General features: G+C 64.1%; 18 protein-coding genes and 1 riboswitch. Of the genes, 10 read left to right on the top strand and 8 right to left on the bottom strand.

What is annotated here, in order from left to right; all coding sequences use genetic code 11:
* Positions 1 to 105 precede the first annotated feature (105 nt).
* The 6 genes from ptsP to EU811_RS06015 all read left to right on the top strand — a co-directional run bounded on the left by ptsP (position 106) and on the right by EU811_RS06015 (position 4,168).
* On the top strand, positions 106 to 1,806 hold the full coding sequence (ptsP, locus tag EU811_RS06040; RefSeq protein WP_142937581.1) for a phosphoenolpyruvate--protein phosphotransferase: 1,701 nt from the start codon (positions 106 to 108) through the stop codon (positions 1,804 to 1,806).
* A gap of 30 nt (positions 1,807 to 1,836) precedes the next feature.
* Positions 1,837 to 2,115 carry an HPr family phosphocarrier protein gene (locus EU811_RS06035; protein ID WP_089596564.1) on the top strand — a complete coding sequence of 93 codons (279 nt, stop codon included), beginning with the start codon at positions 1,837 to 1,839 and terminating at the stop codon, positions 2,113 to 2,115.
* A 138-nt stretch (positions 2,116 to 2,253) separates the two neighbouring features.
* Positions 2,254 to 2,673 carry a helix-turn-helix domain-containing protein gene (locus tag EU811_RS06030; RefSeq protein ID WP_142937580.1) on the top strand — a complete coding sequence of 140 codons (420 nt, stop codon included), beginning with the start codon at positions 2,254 to 2,256 and terminating at the stop codon, positions 2,671 to 2,673.
* 36 nt (positions 2,674 to 2,709) lie between these two features.
* Positions 2,710 to 2,970: a hypothetical protein gene (locus EU811_RS06025; protein WP_238703317.1), complete on the top strand. Its 261-nt coding sequence runs from the start codon at positions 2,710 to 2,712 to the stop codon at positions 2,968 to 2,970.
* Positions 2,971 to 2,972: 2 nt separating this feature from the next.
* On the top strand, positions 2,973 to 3,776 hold the full coding sequence (locus EU811_RS06020; RefSeq protein WP_142937578.1) for an alpha/beta fold hydrolase: 804 nt from the start codon (positions 2,973 to 2,975) through the stop codon (positions 3,774 to 3,776).
* Positions 3,777 to 3,889: 113 nt separating this feature from the next.
* The gene (locus EU811_RS06015) at positions 3,890 to 4,168 is read left to right on the top strand and encodes a DUF6480 family protein (RefSeq protein ID WP_142937577.1); all 279 of its coding nucleotides are present in this window, start codon (positions 3,890 to 3,892) and stop codon (positions 4,166 to 4,168) included.
* An 81-nt stretch (positions 4,169 to 4,249) separates the two neighbouring features.
* Here the strand turns inward: EU811_RS06015 and EU811_RS06010 are convergent, their stop codons facing one another.
* A complete protein-coding gene (locus EU811_RS06010; RefSeq protein ID WP_142937576.1) occupies positions 4,250 to 5,320 on the bottom strand; it encodes an ATP-dependent DNA ligase in 1,071 nt (356 codons plus the stop codon).
* A 239-nt stretch (positions 5,321 to 5,559) separates the two neighbouring features.
* A riboswitch (cyclic di-AMP (ydaO/yuaA leader) is annotated at positions 5,560 to 5,708 on the top strand.
* Positions 5,709 to 5,710: 2 nt separating this feature from the next.
* Between EU811_RS06010 and EU811_RS06005 the strand changes: the two genes are divergently transcribed.
* Positions 5,711 to 7,042 (top strand): hypothetical protein, encoded by a 1,332-nt coding sequence (locus EU811_RS06005; protein WP_142937575.1) that lies wholly within the window; start codon positions 5,711 to 5,713, stop codon positions 7,040 to 7,042.
* A gap of 165 nt (positions 7,043 to 7,207) precedes the next feature.
* Here the strand turns inward: EU811_RS06005 and EU811_RS06000 are convergent, their stop codons facing one another.
* A complete protein-coding gene (locus EU811_RS06000; protein ID WP_142937574.1) occupies positions 7,208 to 8,422 on the bottom strand; it encodes a PucR family transcriptional regulator in 1,215 nt (404 codons plus the stop codon).
* Positions 8,423 to 8,631: 209 nt separating this feature from the next.
* On the opposite strand from EU811_RS06000, the gene ald reads away from it, so the two are divergent.
* The gene (ald, locus tag EU811_RS05995; protein WP_142937573.1) at positions 8,632 to 9,750 is read left to right on the top strand and encodes an alanine dehydrogenase; all 1,119 of its coding nucleotides are present in this window, start codon (positions 8,632 to 8,634) and stop codon (positions 9,748 to 9,750) included.
* Here ald and EU811_RS05990 read toward each other — a convergent pair.
* The 4 genes from EU811_RS05990 to EU811_RS05975 all read right to left on the bottom strand — a co-directional run bounded on the left by EU811_RS05990 (position 9,740) and on the right by EU811_RS05975 (position 12,898).
* The gene (locus EU811_RS05990; protein WP_142937572.1) at positions 9,740 to 10,567 is read right to left on the bottom strand and encodes a type IV toxin-antitoxin system AbiEi family antitoxin domain-containing protein; all 828 of its coding nucleotides are present in this window, start codon (positions 10,565 to 10,567) and stop codon (positions 9,740 to 9,742) included. The genes ald and EU811_RS05990 overlap by 11 nt on opposite strands.
* 128 nt (positions 10,568 to 10,695) lie before the next feature.
* A complete protein-coding gene (locus EU811_RS05985; protein WP_142937571.1) occupies positions 10,696 to 11,541 on the bottom strand; it encodes a hypothetical protein in 846 nt (281 codons plus the stop codon).
* Positions 11,538 to 12,089, bottom strand: coding sequence for an RNA polymerase sigma factor (locus tag EU811_RS05980; RefSeq protein ID WP_142937570.1), 552 nt, complete (start codon positions 12,087 to 12,089; stop codon positions 11,538 to 11,540). Before EU811_RS05980 ends, EU811_RS05985 begins: the two co-directional genes overlap by 4 nt.
* Before the next feature lie 92 nt (positions 12,090 to 12,181).
* Positions 12,182 to 12,898, bottom strand: coding sequence for a hypothetical protein (locus EU811_RS05975; protein ID WP_142937569.1), 717 nt, complete (start codon positions 12,896 to 12,898; stop codon positions 12,182 to 12,184).
* 334 nt (positions 12,899 to 13,232) lie between these two features.
* Here EU811_RS05975 and EU811_RS05970 point away from each other — a divergent pair, with 334 nt between their 5' ends.
* Positions 13,233 to 14,435 carry a WXG100 family type VII secretion target gene (locus tag EU811_RS05970; RefSeq protein ID WP_142937568.1) on the top strand — a complete coding sequence of 401 codons (1,203 nt, stop codon included), beginning with the start codon at positions 13,233 to 13,235 and terminating at the stop codon, positions 14,433 to 14,435.
* 36 nt (positions 14,436 to 14,471) lie between these two features.
* On the top strand, positions 14,472 to 14,948 hold the full coding sequence (locus EU811_RS05965) for a hypothetical protein (RefSeq protein ID WP_142937567.1): 477 nt from the start codon (positions 14,472 to 14,474) through the stop codon (positions 14,946 to 14,948).
* Here EU811_RS05965 and EU811_RS05960 read toward each other — a convergent pair.
* Both EU811_RS05960 and EU811_RS05955 read right to left on the bottom strand, forming a co-directional pair.
* Positions 14,932 to 15,978: a Gfo/Idh/MocA family protein gene (locus EU811_RS05960; RefSeq protein WP_142937566.1), complete on the bottom strand. Its 1,047-nt coding sequence runs from the start codon at positions 15,976 to 15,978 to the stop codon at positions 14,932 to 14,934. The two genes, EU811_RS05965 and EU811_RS05960, sit on opposite strands and share 17 nt — an antisense overlap.
* Positions 15,979 to 16,218: 240 nt before the next feature.
* On the bottom strand, positions 16,219 to 17,946 hold the full coding sequence (locus EU811_RS05955) for an ABC transporter family substrate-binding protein (RefSeq protein ID WP_142937565.1): 1,728 nt from the start codon (positions 17,944 to 17,946) through the stop codon (positions 16,219 to 16,221).
* Positions 17,947 to 17,953 lie beyond the last annotated feature (7 nt).

Raw genomic sequence — 17,953 nt, 5'->3', positions numbered from 1 at the left:
GTTGCTATATGAAGTGGCTCACAAAGGAATTTTGTAGGCTAGTTTTCGAGGCTCCCGGTGCCGTCGCCGGCGGGCCTGAACCAACAAGCAGGAACAGAGGATTCAGTGCAGAATTTCCAAGGAGTAGGGGTAAGCCCTGGCCGCATCATTGGTTCCGTCCGCCAGATGCCCAAGCCGGTGAGCGAACCGCCGTCGGGAGAGCGTTTGGCAGCGGACGTGAGTCCGGAAGACGCCGTCGCGGGTTTGAAAGCGGCTGCGCAGGCGGTGCATGACGAACTCAAGGGACGCGCGGACAGTGCTTCCGGCGACGGCAAAGCCGTCCTCGAAGCCACTGCGCTCATGGCCAAGGACACCATGCTCCTGAAGTCGGCCGCGAAGCTGATCAATGCCGGCTCCTCGGCCGAAAGGGCTATCTGGGAAGCCGGCGCTTCCGTCTCCGAAATGCTGCACAACCTGGGCGGCTACATGGCCGAGCGCGCCACCGACGTCCTGGACGTGCGCGCCCGCATCGTTGCCGAACTCCGCGGCGTCCCCGCTCCAGGTATTCCGGCCTCGGACACGCCCTTCATCCTGGTGGCCGAGGACCTCGCACCGGCGGACACCGCAACACTGAATCCCGCCGTGGTCCTTGCACTGGTGACCTCGGGCGGCGGCCCGCAGTCCCACACGGCCATCATTGCGCGCTCACTCGGCCTGCCCGCCGTGGTGGCTGCACACGGCGTTGACGATATTGCCGACGGCTCCGAGGTCTACGTAGACGGCGCAGCTGGTTTCGTCGCTGTTTCACCCTCTGATGAGCAACGCGCTGCGGCGACTGCCTGGGCCGAGACCTCCGCGACACTTGCGGAGTTTGACGGAAACGGCACGACGGCGGACGGCCACCTGGTGCCGCTCCTCGCCAACGTCGGCGGAGCCAAGGACGCCGTGGCAGCTGCCGCTTTGGGCGCCCAGGGTGTTGGCTTGTTCCGCACCGAATTCTGCTTCCTTGAACGAGACACCGAGCCCTCCGTGGAGGAGCAGGCCGCGGCTTACAAGGCCGTTTTTGACGCGTTCCCGGGCAAGAAAGTTGTCCTTCGCACGCTCGACGCCGGCGCCGACAAGCCACTCCCCTTCCTCACGGATGCCACCGAACCCAACCCTGCACTGGGTGTTCGCGGCTACCGCACCGACTTCACCACACCAGGTGTCTTGGAGCGCCAGCTCGAGGCCATTGCCCGGGCAGCTTCGGAATCCGACGCCGACGTGTGGGTCATGGCCCCCATGATCTCAACGGCCGCCGAAGCCGGCCGCTTCGCTTCACTCTGCGCAGCTGCCGGAATCCAGACCCCAGGCGTGATGGTGGAGGTCCCCTCCGCTGCGCTGACCGCCGCCACCGTGCTGCGCGAAGTCGGGTTCGCGTCCCTCGGAACCAACGACCTCACCCAGTACGCCATGGCCGCCGACCGCCAGCTCGGACCCCTCGCGGAACTCAACACCCCGTGGCAGCCTGCCGTGCTCCGCCTCGTGCAGCTCACCGTTGAAGGTGCGGCGCAGGAAAGCTCCGGCCGCGAAGGCGATCCCAAGCCGGTGGGCGTCTGTGGTGAGGCAGCCGCGGACCCAGCCCTCGCCGTCGTGCTGACCGGCTTGGGTGTCACCACACTGTCCATGACCGCGCGCTCCCTGCCCGCCGTCGGGACCGTGCTGAAAACGGTGACGCTGGAGCAGGCGCAGGAACTGGCCCGGCTCGCTTTGTCTGCTCCGAGCGCTCTTGAGGCCCGCGACTGGGTCCGCGCCAAACTCCCCGTGCTCGAAGAGCTCGGCCTCTAACTTTTCGCTTCCGACTTTTAGGAGAAATCCATGCCCGAACGCACAGCCACCATCGCCAGCCGCTCCGGACTGCACGCCCGCCCCGCCGCCTTGTTCGCCGAGGCTGCAGGCGAGCAGCCCGTGGAGGTCACCATTGCCATGCAAGGCGAACCCGCCGATGACGCGCTCGACGCCGCGAGCATCCTTTCGCTCATGACGCTCGGCGCTGCCAAGGGTGACGTAGTGGTGCTGCGGGCCGAGGGGGACGGAGCCGACGCCGCGCTGGACGCACTGGTCAAGCTGCTGGAGACGGACTTGGACGCGGAGTAGCTGCTCGCCGGGCTGGCCGATACGACGATTCGCTGCACCTTAGACGATAGGAGTCGTCTAAGGTGCAGCGATCCGTCTCAATGGATGCTGGACGCGGTGTGCGACGGTTCAACGTGAGCCACGCGCTAGGCTTCTGCCATGGCATTGATAGCTCCCCGCGTCACTCCTGGCTTGCCCGCCGATGACGCCCGGAATCTGGCACGCTCCCTCCAAGACAGCGATGACATCACCGTGTTCGTAGATGGCACGGTCCACCGCCTGCCCACCGAGGCGAGGGACGCCGTCGTCGACCTCCTCGCCAGGCTGAGCCGTGGCGAAACGGTGACGGTGAGCAGCGTGGAGGAAATGCTCACCACCTCACAAGCCGCTGAGCTTGCCGGCATCTCCCACACCTATCTGCGCAACATGACCGATCGCGGCGAAATCCCGGTGGAGTACCGGGGAACGCATCGTCGCATCCGGCAGGCCGCCATCATTGAATGGCTGGCAACGCAGAAGAAAAAGCAGCAGGCCCAAGCGGCAGCGGAAGATGACGTCTCCACCGATTCCCAGAGCTAGCCAACCCACATCACCAGCATGCTGTTCAATAGCGGTATGGCAAAAAGCTCCCCTTCGACCGTTTGGCCCGTGGTGCACCAGGAGCGTCGTGCGCTGATCCAAGACCTCGAACCGCTTGAGCCACCGCAATGGCAGACGCCGTCCCTGTGCTCCGGCATCCGCCGCGACTACCCCGCCCAGCACGGGGCCACCGTACTCAGCGCATTACTGCTTGCGGTGTCAGGGCGGCCGATCGGGAGCGATGAAGTGAGCGGACCCGGAGCTCCGGTGTTCCTGCAACGGTTGGGAAACGAGTGAAGATGCCAGGGGACACAAAAGGATTGCTTTCTGCCGACGTCCCGGCCTTAGGCCTGACCGGCAGGATCCATTGGACGAAAGGCTCGCCTGCGCCGGAGCCGGGCGCAGAGCCGGGGAGCGAACCCGCGTACATCTTGATTCACGGGATCGGGGTGTCGCATAGATACCTGGCGCGGTTGCATGCTGTTCTCGCGGCGAGCGCACCGACGTACTCGCTGGACCTGCCCGGTTTTGGCGGGACGCCCAAGCCCGGGCGCCAGCTCTCGGTGGAGGACTACGGCGCGTTCATTGCCGATACACTCGCGTCGTGTGGCATCGACTCCTACGTGTTGGTGGGGCATTCGATGGGTACGCAATTTGCCATCGAGGCGGCCCTGCGCGCCCCCGAGCAGGTCAAGCAGTTAGTACTGATGGGTCCCGTGGTGGATTCACGGCATAAAAATGTGTGGCGGCAGTCGCTGGCCCTGACCCTCGACGGAATACTCCGCGAGAGTCCCACGTCCAACGCGATCGTCATGTCCGACTACTTCCGCTGCGGCCCCCGCTGGTACCTCACCGAGCTGCCGGTGATGATGAAATACCCCACGGAGAAAAGGCTGGCCGGCATCCAGGTACCGTTGCTGGTCCTGCGCGGTAGCCGCGACCAGGTGGCGGGCCCGGATTGGTCACTGCGGTTGTCCAGGACAGTGGTACAGGGTCGCTTGGTGGAGATTCCGGGCGTCGGGCACGTGGCGCAGCACATGCGTCCCAAGGCTGTGGCGGATGCCATCCGGAGCTTCGTCACCGCTACCACTCCGCACCGCTAAACACTGACGCACGACGCCGGCACCTGGACTGGGTGCCGCTTGTCGGGTAGCCGCGTCCCGGCTAGGCTGACGGAGCAAGCGCATTAGTAAGTTTGCTTACGAAAGGGCTGATCGTGACTGACAAAGACTCAACTGAAGAGACACAGGGCTTCGGCACCACCGGCGCCACAGGACCCTTCGCCACAGGATCCTATGACACGACCTCCGATGCCGACAGCATCCACGAAGATCCCGATATGCGCCAGGACGAGGACGAGGATCCCGCAGCCTCCGCCAACCCGGACCCCCTGGACGGCAACGTCACAGGGTTGGAGCCCGGCGGTGGAGTTCCTCCGGGAGAAACCCCGCCGGCCGAAGGCAGCATGAGCAGCGACCAAGGCCACCACGAGTAACTCCGCTGCAAGCCTCGCTGTTACGTTGCTAACCCGCTGTTTCGTTGCTGGCCAGCGACGTAACAGCGGGTTGGCAACGTTCTAGGCGTTCGGTAGCTTCAGGATCGCCCCGAGATCGTACTCAGCGGGCTCTTCCAGCTGCGCGTACGTGCAGCTCCCGGGGGTCCTGTCCGGCCGCCACCTGCGGAACTGCGTGGTGTGCCGGAACCTGTCCCCCTCCATGTAGTCGTACTTCACTTCGATCACGAGCTCGGGGCGCAGGGGCACGAAGGAGAAGTCCTTGCCCCCGCTCCAGCGGCTTTGGGCGCCCGGCATGCGTGAACCCCCGGCAGCCTCGTCCTGCCTGGCCCATTCGCCCCACGGGTGTTGGTCGAGTTCAATCTGATACGGCTCAAGCTCAGCCACCAAGGCCTCGCGCTTGGCTATGGGAAACGATGCCACTACTCCCACGTGATGCAGCCGGCCGGTGTCATCGTGCAGGCCAAGCAGCATGGAGCCCACTACTTTCGCGGTCTTGTGCCAGCGGAACCCAGCCACCACGCAATCGGCCGTGCGCTCGTGTTTGGTCTTGAACATCACCCGCTTGTTCGGGAGGTACGCCCCATCCAGTGGTTTGGACAGCACACCATCCAGGCCCGCGCCCTCCAGTTGTACGAACCACTCCTGTGCCCGTTCCAGATCAGTCACCGCAGGAGTCACATACACAGGCGGCTCGGCCTCGGCGAGCGCACGTTCCAAGATGGCCCGGCGCTCGGAGAACGGCTTGTCCATGAGGTTCTGATCGCCTAGCGCGAGGATGTCGAACGCAATCATGGACGCCGGGGTCTTCTCAGCAAGCATACGGACGCGGCTGTCGGCGGGGTGGATCCGCTGCTGGAGCACCTCGAATTCGAGCCGGCCACCCTCGATCAGGACGATTTCGCCGTCAATCACGCATTTGTCCGGCAGGTTCTTCCTGAGGGCATCCACCACCTCGGGGAAGTAGCGGGTCATGGGCTTCTCGTTGCGGCTGCCCAGGACGATCTCGTCGCCGTCCTTGAAGACGATGGTCCGGAAGCCGTCCCATTTGGGCTCATAGTGCCCAACATCGGGGATGGTTGGAACGGATTTGGCGAGCATGGGCGAGACGGGTGGCATCACAGGCAGGTCCATAGACAATGTCTACCCGCCGGTGCGCGCCGAAGCTAGTGTTGGCCAGGGATATCTTGGTCGAGCGGCCCAGCGAGTGCCGCCCAGCACCGGCCCCGAAGCCTAAGCGCTAGAAGCCTACCGCTTAGGCTGAACTACCGCCCGTTACATTAATGTGACTTTACTTTCCGGCTCATGTACCGTCGTAGGGCGACCCATATCTCCGCTGGGCCGCTTCCGGATTGACGCCGAGCTCTGCCGCAATCCGGGATCCGCCAGACCCGCGGCAGAGACGGGGGACCCAGGTTCCCGGGCTTGTTACCCACAAGCCCTTGGGGTGAAGCCGCCTTGCGCGGCCGGACGGCCTCGTCCGAACCCGACAGCTAACCTCGAAGGCGTTGAGAGGCAACCACCATGTCCCCAACCATGGATCAGCCGCGCCGCGCCCAGACTGAAGGCGAGCGCACCAAGCCAACCGGACGCCGTCGGGCCCAACCCAGCGGATTCCTTGACAACGCGCCGGCAGATTCCGCCGCCGTCAGCGGAACGTCAAGCACGACGCCGGAACCCGCCACTGCGGCCATGCCCGCCGCGGTGAAACCCACCACGCGTGCGGAAATCCGCGCAGCCGAGCGCGAGCGTGCTGCCCGGGCCGTACTCGCGCCCGAGGAATCGGCGGCAGCTCCGAAGTCCACCACACCGGGACCTCCTACCGCAGCCATCCCCATCGTTCCGCCGGCCAGCCAGAAGCCCGATTCACGGGAATCCAGTAGCCAGGAACCCGCCACCACGGCTATTCCAGTGGTGCAGCCTGCAACGCCGGAACCCGCAACTGCGGCCATTCCCGTAGTCACTGCCCGCGATGAGTCCGCGAGCACGCCGGAACCCACGGAGTCCCCGCGCGGCAAGTCTCCAGCTCAGGTGGCCGCAGCCGCTACAGCCTCGGCATCACTGGCAAGCCGCCGGGACGTTCGAAAGCCGGCCGCTGCGCCCACCACCAAGTCCGGTTTTGGCGCCACATCCTCGTTCGGCCGCGAACCGTTCAGCCGTGAACCACAGGCCGCCCTGCGCAAGGCAGCTTCGGTCAAACACATGAGCCAGCGCATGGCCGTGGTGGCGGGGGCCCTTGGCCTCGTGCTGACAGCCGGCGCTTTGGGGCCAGCCCTTGAACTTCCGTTCTTCGGCCAGGAAACCCCGTCGCAGGAAGCCAGCGGGGGCGAAGGCCGCACCTCGGGTTCGGCATCCCCCGGGCCCAAGGCTTCCTACACCACGGCGTCATCACCTTCGGCCTCCACGCCATCCACAGCATCAGGGGCAACGGCTTCCTCCGAGGCCGGCCAGCCCGCGACGATCGCGGAGGCACCCGGGGCGGTGTCGCCGTCGTCGACTCCCACCCCACAGGTTTCGCTCGCGGACCCGGTATGGGTTCCGTCAGCGGGCTCGTCCGCAGTCCCGGCAGTTCCTGGCGCCACCAGCCCGGCACCCACCCAGCCGGCCCCCGCGCCGAGCGATGTGCCGCCCTCGGACACCATCACTACACCGCCTGCGCCGACGCCAACGGGCACTCCCACACCGACCCCGACTCCCACAGGAACTGCGACTCCCACACCGACTCCAACGCCGACGGACACTGCAACGCCGACGTCCAAGCCGAAACCGGGCAAGCCGACCGCTGCCTCAGCACCGCAGCCCAGTGAATCGGCACTTCAGGACATCCTCGATGCCGCCCAGAAGGTATTCGGTTGAGCACCCGCGTGCCCCGTACGTCCACCCATGCGGGGTGGCATAGCCGGTACTGCAGCAGCAGCCGGACCGCCACGTTTCGTCGGCGGATGGGGCGCTGGAGCTGCCAGCGTTTGCGGCGCTCCTAAGGCAACACCGCATACTTCGTACTTACAAGAGGAGGCAGGCTTAGATCCGTGGCCGGACAGCCCAACGCCTGGCCTTCAGGGCCGCATGCAACTCGAGTCGGATCGCGCCACTCAACGGATCAGCACCGATGAGCTGGCGGATCCGGCCGAGCCTGTTGTAGATGCTGCTCCTGTGGAGATGAAGTTTGGCGGCGACGTCCTGAACCGAGCCGTCATTGTCATAAAGCAATTCAAGGACGGGCAGGAGTTCGCCGTTTTTGTCATGGTCCTCGAGTGCCCTGAAATGCACAGATCCTGTGTCATCCCAACCGCCCGGTGCTACCAAACGATCGAACAGCTGGTACACGCCAACAGTTCGGCTGTCCACGAGCTCACCCAAAGGGAGGTCTACTGCGGCCGCTTGGGCAGCAACCTTCGCTTGCCGGTACGCACCGGACAGCTGCCGGATAACTTGGAATGGTTCGCTGATCCCCAGGATTACCCTGTCCACTTTGCGGCCTGCGCGTTTGGCGAGCTCCAGTTGATAGTGCACCAAAACCTGGGCATGGTCCGCCCGGCCGCCCGACTCGCGGAACAACACAACGGAATGCGTCTCCGTTCCGGCGCTGAACAACGCGGCGTTCACGCCAATGGTGGACTGCAGCGCGGCAGATCGATGCGTCAGGGTAGCTGCAATGGGATCGACGTCGGACCTCGCGCCATCGGGGTCGAGGATAGTCACCAGCTGCCACGGACCGCGGCCTTGGATTTCCTTCCAACCCGCGACGGCGGCCACAGCGTTGGATTCGCCGCCGCAGGCTGACAGAAACTCCTGTTCACGCCGTCGCCGGAACTCCGATTCAGCCGTGTTGGAATCAAGGAGCAAGCCCGCCAGCAGGTCCAGCTCGTCCCGCACGCCTGGCAGTTCGGCGAGTATCGCCGTCGCGCTCTGTTCTTCAAGGTCAAGCTGCACCCACAAGTACCCCACGCGGAAACCGCGCACCAGCAAGGGGACACAGACGCGGCCCAACATGCCCAGTTCGTCGTTGGCTGGAACCACCACGGGTCGCACCGCCGTAGCAATGCCGTGAGCGAGCTGCCATGCGCTGACGTCGCTGGGTACCCGCTTGCTCAGGAGGAAGTTCACGCGGACGCGGTCGGCGTGGGACTGGTTGGAGCTGTAGGCGAGGAGAACGCCGTCGAGGTCTTCCAGGGAGAGCCCGCGGCCCAGCTTCAAAGCCACCCGTTCAACGATCTGTTCCACGTCCTGCTGCATCGGAAAAGCGTACCAACAGCAGGCGACACTTGACGCTTCAGTGCTCGACAAATGTCGAACTTGCCCGGCTAGGATCCTTGTATCCACAGGGTTTTCCTGTGCGGGCAGTTCTTGCTCCATGTCGCCTGCCTCACAGCCGGATTTATTCTGGAATCACAGCCCGCAACACATTTTTCGGCCGAAGAGGCCGCTAACGATGGAGCCCACAGATGATCATCGGTGTCCCCAAAGAAATCAAGAACAACGAGTTCCGCGTAGCCATCACGGCTGCCGGCGTCCACGAGTTCCGCACCCACGGACACTCCGTTCTGGTTGAACGCGGCGCAGGCCTCGGCTCGGGCATCACCGACGAGGAATACTCGATCGCCGGCGCAGAAATCGTCAACGAAGCCGACGACGTCTGGGCCCGCGCGGACATGGTCATGAAGGTCAAAGAACCCATCGCGGCCGAGTACCACCGCTTCCGCAAGGGCCTCATCCTCTTCACCTACCTCCACCTCGCCGCAGAGCCCGAGCTCACCGCCGAGCTCATCAACTCCGGCGTCACGGCCATCGCCTATGAAACCGTTCAGGAGGGCCGCACGCTTCCGCTCCTCGCCCCGATGTCCGAGGTCGCAGGTCGCCTGTCCGTAGTGGTCGGCGCTTCCTCCCTCATGGCTCCGGCCGGTGGCAAGGGTGTCCTCCTGGGCGGCGTACCGGGTGTGCGCCCGGCCAAGGTTGTTGTCCTCGGCGCCGGCGTTGCGGGAACCAACGCCGCCGCCATGGCGCTGGGCCTCGGTGCTGATGTCACCATCATGGACATCAACATCAACCGGCTGCGCGAACTCGACGCCCTCTACCAGGGCCGCCTGAAGACCGTTGCCTCCAACGCCTACGAGATCGAGAAGTCAGTCATCGACGCAGATCTCGTGATCGGCTCCGTCCTGATCCCCGGCGCCAAGGCACCCAAGCTGGTCACCAACGACCTCGTTGCCCGCATGAAGCCGGGCTCGGTTCTTGTGGACATCGCCGTTGACCAGGGCGGCTGCTTCGAGGACACGCACCCCACCACCCACCAGGAACCGACGTACAAGGTCCACAACTCGATCTTCTACTGCGTTGCCAACATGCCTGGCGCCGTTCCGAACACCTCCACGTACGCACTGACCAACGTCACCCTGCGCTACGCCGTGGCATTGGCCAACCTGGGCGTCAAGGCCGCCTTCGACCGCGATCCCGCGCTCGCCGCCGGCCTCAACATCGCTGCAGGCCACGTGGCACACCACTCCGTTTCCGAGGCACACAACCTGCCGCTGGTGACGGACTGGCACAGCCTGGTCACCGCATAGCGAACCCTTCGCGGCGACAGAAACACGTCCCTGGCCCGCTGTTCCGTTGCTGCCCAGCAACGGAACAGCGGGCTTCCGACGTTTCAGCGCGAAAAGTTCCGATGGGTGTCTCCACCTCAAGCTGCAGCACAGGCTCCTGGATGCCCAGCTTGTGGAGAAGCAGGCGAGTGCGTGTCTCCCCCACTGACTCGGATCTCTTATCCATTGCGGCGAGAACCTGACGCAGCCGCCGCGCACCCCGCGTGATCCTGCCGCTGTCCGGAAAATGTTGCAGGATTCCCGGATCAGCACCCCGCCTGAGGGCCTGGTCCGCGATAACCACGGCTGCTTCGAAAGCCAACGTTCTCGCACAGTCGATCACTGTCCGTTCAAGGCTCGTGACTCTGACCCGGCCTCCCCACGGCGCGGGCACTTCCGTGATTTCTTCCGGGTTCAACGGCCCACCGTGGGCAACCACATCCGCACCCGAACTTGCCTGGGCAGGAGAGAATGGCGTGGTGACATGCACTTGAGGGCCACCTTCCCAGTCAAGGCACCCATGGAGCCGGGCAGCACTCAGGTGGCTATACGTTGCTTGGCCCGACGTGCTGCACGCATGGGCCTGAATACGGAGTATCTCCCGTTCCCAGGGCTTGCGACGACGCCAGTCAACTGTCCGGACATAGGCACCGCGCCTCAGCCTCAGGAGCTTCCCCGAACGCACTCCTGCGGTCAGCGCGCGGTCCCCCAGGCCCGTGGCCGCAAGCTCGGGGGTTGAGGCAACAAGGGTGGACGGCCAATGCTCAGCGAGAAGGGCATCAAGCTTTTGTGATTGCATCTACCCATTTTTGGTGCAGGGGCGGCCGACAACCATCGATGATGCATCCTATGTGGACAACTACGTGCCGAGGCCGCTGTTCCGTTGAGGCCCAACGACGGAACAGCGGGCCGAGAACGGATTTGCGGTTAGGGCCTCGACGGGAGGGACGGAACCAGCTGCGACGGAACCGGCACAGGAACACCCGAGGGGCCAAGCTTGGAGGGATCGATCGTGGAGGGGTCGATCTCCGGCGGGGTCACGGGCAACACCGGCGGCGTGGGGACGACGCCGTTTCCGGGCTCCTGGTGCGACGGCGCGTTGGGGGTACGTTGCGATGGTTCGCCCCCGGGCTGCGGCTGGGGTTCGGGAGCAACAGGACTGACGGGTGCCGCCGGAGCAGGCTGGGGTTGGACAGTGGCAGGACCTTGCTGCGGCACGTCCGGAGCAGGCACCTGCTGCTCGGGGGTGGTGCCAGCGGGCGCATCGGGTTGGGGAGCGCTGCCCGAACCCGGGTTCAGTTGTGACACCACCGAACCGATTGCTGCTCCAAGATGCTGGAAAGCGCCCGGCAGGCCGCCCTCCGATGCGACGGCAGCGGTAGCCCCGCCTGCCATGGACACGGCAACGGCAAGGCCCGCGATGGCGGCGCGGCGCTTCTTACGACGACGTGCAGCGAGTTCGTCCACAGGAGCGGACCCGGGCTGGGGCTCCGGCGCAACGGTGGCGAGTACCGCCGTGGGTGCACCCGACGACGCGGACGGTCCCTCCGCCGTCGAGGGCTGTTCGGTGACAGCGAGCCGTTCTGTGGCGGCTGGGCTGCTGACCATGAGCGCGCGGACTGCGTCGGACGGCAAAGGGGCAGTGCCGGCCAGTGAACGGAGCTCCAGAAGTTCCGTGCGGAGGGCTGCGTCGCCGGAGAGGCCGGAGTCGGCCAGCAAATGGTCGATGGCCTGCTGGTCGCGGCGTCCGCGAGGCGTGAATTGTTCGCTCATGATGTGCCGTTCCTTAGTAGTGCACGCTTCTTCAGTGCACCCAATGCCCTGCGCTGGAGTTGTTTGACGGATCCCTGGGACTTGCCCATGATGGCCGCCGTGTCTTCCACCGAAACATCTGCGACGACCCGAAGTGCCAGGACCTCCCGATAATCGTCGGGAAGATCATCCATAATCTCGGTGACTCCCAGGCCGGCGACTCGTCCAAAAGCCTGGTCTTCGGCCGATGGTGACCGCCGCGCGTCCAGGTCCACTTCATATGGCGTGGAATCGGGCGTTCGTTCCCGCTTGCGATAGTGGTCAACCATCCGCGCGTGCGCGATGGTGAACAGCAACGTCTTGGCACCCTGAAGCCCTCCACGGAGCGAATCCAGCTTGGGATACAGGGCCAGGAATACGTCCTGCGTCACGGCTTCGGGGTCGTCCACGCCCCGTGCCCTGAGATAGCCAAAAACCGGTCCGGCGAAGTTGTTGTAGGCAGCCGTGAAGAGCAGGGCGGGATCATCCTGATCCGCCTGCACGTATTCATCAGCCAAAGGGTCTAGCACCCGTGGATGCCTCCGTCCCACACCACACTACGTAGCGGGGCTCCTTGTCCTAAGCCAAGGAGCCCCGCCCTTAAACCGTAACCGCTGCTTGCTTAGCGGACAGAATCGAGGGGTGCGCCCGGAACAGCCGGGACCTCGGAGGGAAGCTGAGTGGGCAGCTCAGGAGTCGCGGGAACGGCAGGAACAGCCGGCGCGGCGGGAACGCCCGGCACTGCGGGGACAGCCGGTACGGCAGGGGTTGCAGGCAGTTCGGACGTAACGGCGGCGTCGACGTCGGCCTCAGCCTTTGCCGAACCGTCAGCCTTCAGGCCGGCGGCCTTACCGGCTTCCACCACGGACTCGCAATGCGCCTCCACCTTGGCTTCGCCGCCGGCAGCGATGGTCAAGGACTCGAAGCCCGGAACCTTCGTGTCGGACTCCAGGCCGCCGTTGAGGAAAGCGGTGCAGAGACCGAAAGCCTCCGGGGAGGTGGCATCTTCTGCCGCAGCTTTGGCATCGGACACTGCGTCGGCAGCCTTGGCCTGGCCGGCTTCGGCGGCCTCAGTTGCCGTTGCCTTCGCGGTCTCGACGGCGTCAGTGGCCTGAGACTTGGCGGTTTCGGTAGCGTCGGCTGCTGCAGCTTCGGCTGCTGCGACGGTCTTCCCGGCCACCGGGGCCGGTGCTCCAACGAGGTCGTGGGCGGACTGCTGAATATCAGTGGGAAGTGCGCCATTGAACGCAGCGACGCCGGTTCCACCGGCAGCTACAGCTCCGGCAGCCAGGACGCCCGCGGCGACTTTGCTGGTGGCAAGGACAGTGAACAAGGACATGAAACCCTCCGACAAACGATTTTGGGATTGCCCCGGCCGCGGTTGGGTCGCGACCGGATGATCAGCGTGCGGACGTGGCCCGCACACCCCTTACATCGCTCGCGACGCCGGTGAGGTTACGCCTTGTCCGAATTTCTTTTTCAAGAGCTCGGATACTGCTTCTTGGCCGTGCTGCTACTTATCCACATAACGCTCCTTTTCCACACTGGCTAGATGTCCCCATGGCCGGGCACGTTGGGGCCAACTATGCTCAAGAAACCGCCCGGCACCTTTGGACGCCCGGCGATTGACATGGCACTACGTTCAGGGGATACGTGATGGGGCTGAGAATCTGATGGGGCAGGGACTGGTAGGCGCGGATGTCGGGGATCTCCGGCGTTTGTCCGCTGTCATGGACGCCGAGGCTGAGAAGATCACAAATCTTCAACAGCAGCTCACAGCCATGATCCAGGCAGGTTCGTACTGGCAGGGAAATGACGCCGACCAGTTCCGGAGCAGGTGGCAGAGCGATCTCCGCGGACGGTTGGGAGCAGCAGCCACATGTCTGCGGACCAACGCCCGCGCCCTAAAACTCAACGCAGACCAGCAGGAACAAGCCTCCACGGGCGGTCCCGGGGGACCCAAGGGAGGACCGTCAGCAGGGACGGGGAGGACAGCACCCGGGCCGCTGGAGTTCACTTTTGATCCCACCACCTACGGCCCGGTCACGGTGGAAGGCAGCGGCTCCTTCGACAGTAAAGCGTCGGGCGAAACGCACGGTTCCATAGGTCCGGCCGGCATCGACGTTGGCGGCTCCGGCGAGGCTTCCACCGGAGGTGAGATGACCTGGAAGGCAGGCTCTGAGTTCGGTCCTGTCAAGACGACAGTTACCAACGAAACGTTTGTGGGCGCGCGCGCCGAAGGCGAGTACGGGGCCAGTGTGCCGTTCGGGTTCGGACTGCCGAACGCCCACGCCAACGGCGAAGCATTCGCAGGCGCAGAGAACGTGACCACCGTACGATCCGACTTCTTTGACGGCTGGGTGACCGACACCTCCACCACGCGAATGATGACAGGAGTGGAGGCCAGCGCACACGCCAATGCCAGCAGCCCGTTCCTGTTTTCCGCGGGTGGGGAAGGCTTTGCCGGTCAAAAGGTCACCATAGATAACAAGACCGAGTTCGCCGGCGGCTTGTTCTCCGTGGGTCAGGGCGGAGAATTGCGGGCCGGAGCCTGGGCAAGCGCCGGCGAAGGCGAGGTCAGCGTCAAGGGCCGCGAGACCACCGGGACAGCCTTCAGCGCAGGTGCCGGAGCGGAACTGACTGGAAGCCGGTATGTAGAAGTTTTGGGCCAAACCGTAACTCTCAACGCAACGGTCGCCGCCGGAGCGGGCGAGGGTCACTTCTTCACGGCATCCGTTGACGAGGACGGGCTCACTCTGGGCGCGGGCGCCAAGCTCACCGCGGAACTGGGCCTGGGTGCGGGTGGCCAGATCACCCTCAGCCCCAAGGGGTTGGTGGATTCCGTCACCGGATTCGTCGATTTCCTGAACAACTGACATTCCTCACTCCAGTCCACTGCCGGAAAGGCTCCCATGTCGCAGCAGGTATTCCCGTCCACAGCTTTCCCCGCCTACCCCACCATCAAACTCAGCCCGCCAGCCGGGTGGACCCATCAGGTGGTCCCCGACGCCGTGGGCGCCTTGATGGCTCCTGCATCCGAAGGCCGCTACACGCCAAACGTGGTCATCTCCGTGTCCCGTCGATTGCCTGGCTACCAGCTGCAGGACATCGCTGCGTCCGTTGACTCGTTCTTGGACGCTTTGCCGGACGCCGTCCTGCTGGGCACAGAACCGGTAGTGATCAACGGAAGGGACTGGTACGTACGCGAGGCACGTTATACACACCCGCAAGCGGGCTCACTGACCCAGTTCACCGCCGTGACGGTGGTCCATCAGGACGCCGCTTCGGATATCGTCCAGCTGACTGGCAGCTGCCAGCCCAGTGAAGGCGAGGACCTGAAGGCCATCTATTCGTTGGTCGCCAGCGCTGACATTACGCCAGCGTCCTAGCCTGCTCGATCAGCTTCAGCACCTCAACCGAGTCCGCCGGATCCACAGGTAACGGAAGCGCGGATGCTGAGCCGCCGTCGTCGAGCTTTTCGGCGAGGATCCGGTAAAACTCAGGGTATGCACCGCGCTCCGTGGGGATAGCGGTGCGCTGCCCGTCTCCCTCCAGCGTGCCGTGGTTTTGGGGAGCTTCGACGCCGTACTCCGCATCCGTCGGCAGCCCGCCACCCAGCAGGTACGGCTCCTGCGGATCGGTGCCGAACTTTACGTAGCCGCCCTCTGTGCCGAGGATGCGAAAGCGTGGGCCATGGAGATGGCTGTTGAGGTTGAGGGTGACATGGCTGATCACCCCTGACTCGTGCCGGAGAGCCAGGAACACGTCGTCGTCGGCGCTTTCCTGAGGACGACGCGCCGTGATCTCTGCGAAGGTGACAGTGGCCGGTCCCAGGAATCGAAGAGCGAGATCGAGCACGTGCGTGCCGAGGTCAAACAGGACACCGCCACCGTCTTCGGCCGTGGCGCTGGCCTTCCAAGCCTTGGCGATTTCCGGTGCCCAGCGCTCCATGCCCACCTCGAACCGGGTCACGGTTCCCAGCGTCCCGGCGTCGAGCAGTTTCTTCACGGTGAGCGAGTCACCATCCCATCGCCGGTTTTGGTAGACGGTGAGGACACGGCCCAGTTTCCCAGCCAGTCGGATCAGTTCCTCACCCTCGGCGCTGCGCACCGTGAACGGTTTATCAACGACGACGTCGAGCCCGGCTTCCAGCGCAGCTTTCGCGAGTGGGAAATGGGTGGCGGGCGGAGTGCCCAGGACCACCAGGTCCAGTTGGTCCGCGAGAGCCAGGATGTCCTGTGGGGAACTGACGATGCGCGTTTCCGGGTACCGCTCTTTCGCTTTGGCCTGCCTTCCGGCGTCCGAGGTTGAAATAACTGCGAGCTCATAAGCAGGGTTGCTCGCGATGAAGGGCGCATGGAAGACGCTGCCCGAAAGGCCAAAACCTGCAACGGCGGTACGTATCGGCTGGGAAGTCATGTGCCTAGGCTACCGATCCTCTCTCACGTAATAGCCCTTTTACGCCAACCCTCTATCACCGGGTGAGAGAGGGTCCGGCTAAAGCACGAGGGAAGTGAGAGAGCATCCGGCTAAAGCCCGAGGGAAGTGAGAGAGGGTGGGCATGGCGAAGGCCGGGGACCTCCCCGAACCCGATTCAGGTTGAGGGAAGTTCCCGGCCTTCAGGAAACTACAGCTGGTCAAACTACAGCTGCGGGGAGCCTACTTCTTAGCGCCCTTTTCCCAGCCGATGGTGGTCCAGTCCGGAACGTTGGAGAGGCTCTTGAACAGGGACGGGCCGTAGTTGGCCAGGCCCGTGCGCACGAACTGGATCTCCGGGCCGTTCAGGACGGTACCCATGGAGAAGTACTTCTCCATGTGCTTCTTCTCTACTTCCATGGCGGCCTTGTTGCGCTCTTTGTCATCAGCGATGGTTGCAAGTCGCTTGATTTCAGCGTCGAGCTCAGCGTCGCCCAGGCCGTTTTCGTTGGTGGCGGAGTCGTAGTACTGCTTCACGGCGTCGGTGGCGTCCGGACCTACGGTGTAACCGGAGATGGTCACATCGAACTCGCGGCTACCAATCACCTTGCCGAAGTCAGCGTCACCGCGCTGGTCGATGGCAACATCCATGCCTGCAGCCTGAAGCTGCTTCTGCAGGGTCTGCGAGGTGGCAGCCGTGGTGGGGTCATCACCGAAGTTGGTGATCTTGAAGGAGACAGGAGTGCCGTCCTTGGCCATGATGCCCTTGTCGTTGGCCGTGTAGCCAGCGTCGGTCAGGACCTTCTTGGCAGCTTCCGCGCCGGTGTCCTTCACGGGGTAGTTGTCCTGGTAGTACTCGGAGAACGGCATGAGCATCATGGATCCCGAGCTTTCTTCGGACCAGTTCAGGCCGTTGAAGCGCACATCGCGGATAGCTTTGCGGTCTACGGCTGTGAAGATCGCCTTACGGACTGCGACGTCGGTCAGTGCCGGCCGCTTGGCGTTCAGGTTCAGTCCACCAGCAAACAGGCGCTGACCGCGGCGGACCTCGGAGTTGGTGGTGCCTTCGAGCTGCTTGTAGCGGCCCAGTGTGCGGCCGTTGGCCGCATCGATTTCACCGTTCTTGAAAGCGGCAATGGTTGCGCTGGGTTCCATCTGACGCCAGATGACCTTTTCCAGAACCGGCTTCTGGCCCCACCATTTGTCGTTGGGAACCATGGTGACGGTCTTGGCCGTGGTGTCGTAGTTCTCCACCTTGAACGGTCCTGCCATCCATTCGGGATGCATGTTGCCGGCAAATCCGGTGTTGAAGATTTCCGGGGTGTTGATGGCCGGGTGGATCAGGCCGAAGAACAGGCCTTCCAGCGGGAAGACGGGCTGGGTGGTGGTGACAATGACTTCTTTGTCGTTGGCCCCTGCTTTGACGGAGTCCACAAAAGCGTAAGCACCGGCGCTCACGATGTCGATGGACTTGTCCTCACCGCGGAGCATCTTCCAGGTGTTCTCAAAGGTCTTGACGTCGATGGGGGTTCCATCGTTCCACGTCGCTTTGTCGTTGATCTTGATGGTGACGGTCTGCTTGCCGTCCTTGACTTCGCTCTTGACCTCTTCGCAGAAGTCCTTGTTGGGCTCTGCCTTGCCGTCGAAGTCCAGCTTCCAGCAACCGCCGATGCCACCGCTGTTGATGGACGCGGTGTTGATAGGCGTCATCAGCGCGGAGTTGTCGGCACTGTTGCCCACATTGGAGAACCCGTTGAAGTCGGGACCAATGCTGCCTACAGCCAAGGTGACGGTGCCACCCTGCTCCAGGTCTTTGGCTTCCTTGGCGTTGACGCTGATCAGCTTGCTGATGTCGCCGCCGCTCTCTTCGGCCTTCTGCGAGGCCGGACCCGACGGCGTTCCCCCGCCGCAAGCGGTCAGCATGAGCGTTGCTGCGAGCGCTACGCCACCGATCGTCGTGTATTTCTTCATGGTTTGC

Origin of the sequence: Arthrobacter sp. TS-15 (assembly GCF_006964045.1) — a bacterium.
Taxonomy (GTDB): domain Bacteria; phylum Actinomycetota; class Actinomycetes; order Actinomycetales; family Micrococcaceae; genus Arthrobacter.
The sequence above is the reverse complement of the archived record's forward strand: the minus strand, read 5'-3'. Positions and strand labels throughout refer to the sequence as shown.

Excerpts from the sequence above, each read along its gene's own strand:
- EU811_RS05975 (WP_142937569.1), bottom strand. The coding sequence starts at position 12,898 with ATGTCCTTGTTCACTGTCCTTGCCACCAGCAAAGTCGCCGCGGGCGTC.
- EU811_RS05985 (WP_142937571.1), bottom strand. The coding sequence starts at position 11,541 with ATGAGCGAACAATTCACGCCTCGCGGACGCCGCGACCAGCAGGCCATC.
- EU811_RS06000 (WP_142937574.1), bottom strand. The coding sequence starts at position 8,422 with ATGCAGCAGGACGTGGAACAGATCGTTGAACGGGTGGCTTTGAAGCTG.
- EU811_RS05970 (WP_142937568.1), top strand. The coding sequence starts at position 13,233 with ATGGGGCAGGGACTGGTAGGCGCGGATGTCGGGGATCTCCGGCGTTTG.
- EU811_RS05960 (WP_142937566.1), bottom strand. The coding sequence starts at position 15,978 with ATGACTTCCCAGCCGATACGTACCGCCGTTGCAGGTTTTGGCCTTTCG.
- EU811_RS06005 (WP_142937575.1), top strand. The coding sequence starts at position 5,711 with ATGTCCCCAACCATGGATCAGCCGCGCCGCGCCCAGACTGAAGGCGAG.
- EU811_RS05990 (WP_142937572.1), bottom strand. The coding sequence starts at position 10,567 with ATGCAATCACAAAAGCTTGATGCCCTTCTCGCTGAGCATTGGCCGTCC.
- EU811_RS06030 (WP_142937580.1), top strand. The coding sequence starts at position 2,254 with ATGGCATTGATAGCTCCCCGCGTCACTCCTGGCTTGCCCGCCGATGAC.
- EU811_RS06010 (WP_142937576.1), bottom strand. The coding sequence starts at position 5,320 with ATGGACCTGCCTGTGATGCCACCCGTCTCGCCCATGCTCGCCAAATCC.
- EU811_RS06020 (WP_142937578.1), top strand. The coding sequence starts at position 2,973 with ATGCCAGGGGACACAAAAGGATTGCTTTCTGCCGACGTCCCGGCCTTA.
- EU811_RS05955 (WP_142937565.1), bottom strand. The coding sequence starts at position 17,946 with ATGAAGAAATACACGACGATCGGTGGCGTAGCGCTCGCAGCAACGCTC.
- EU811_RS06025 (WP_238703317.1), top strand. The coding sequence starts at position 2,710 with ATGGCAAAAAGCTCCCCTTCGACCGTTTGGCCCGTGGTGCACCAGGAG.
- EU811_RS06035 (WP_089596564.1), top strand. The coding sequence starts at position 1,837 with ATGCCCGAACGCACAGCCACCATCGCCAGCCGCTCCGGACTGCACGCC.
- EU811_RS05965 (WP_142937567.1), top strand. The coding sequence starts at position 14,472 with ATGTCGCAGCAGGTATTCCCGTCCACAGCTTTCCCCGCCTACCCCACC.
- ald (WP_142937573.1), top strand. The coding sequence starts at position 8,632 with ATGATCATCGGTGTCCCCAAAGAAATCAAGAACAACGAGTTCCGCGTA.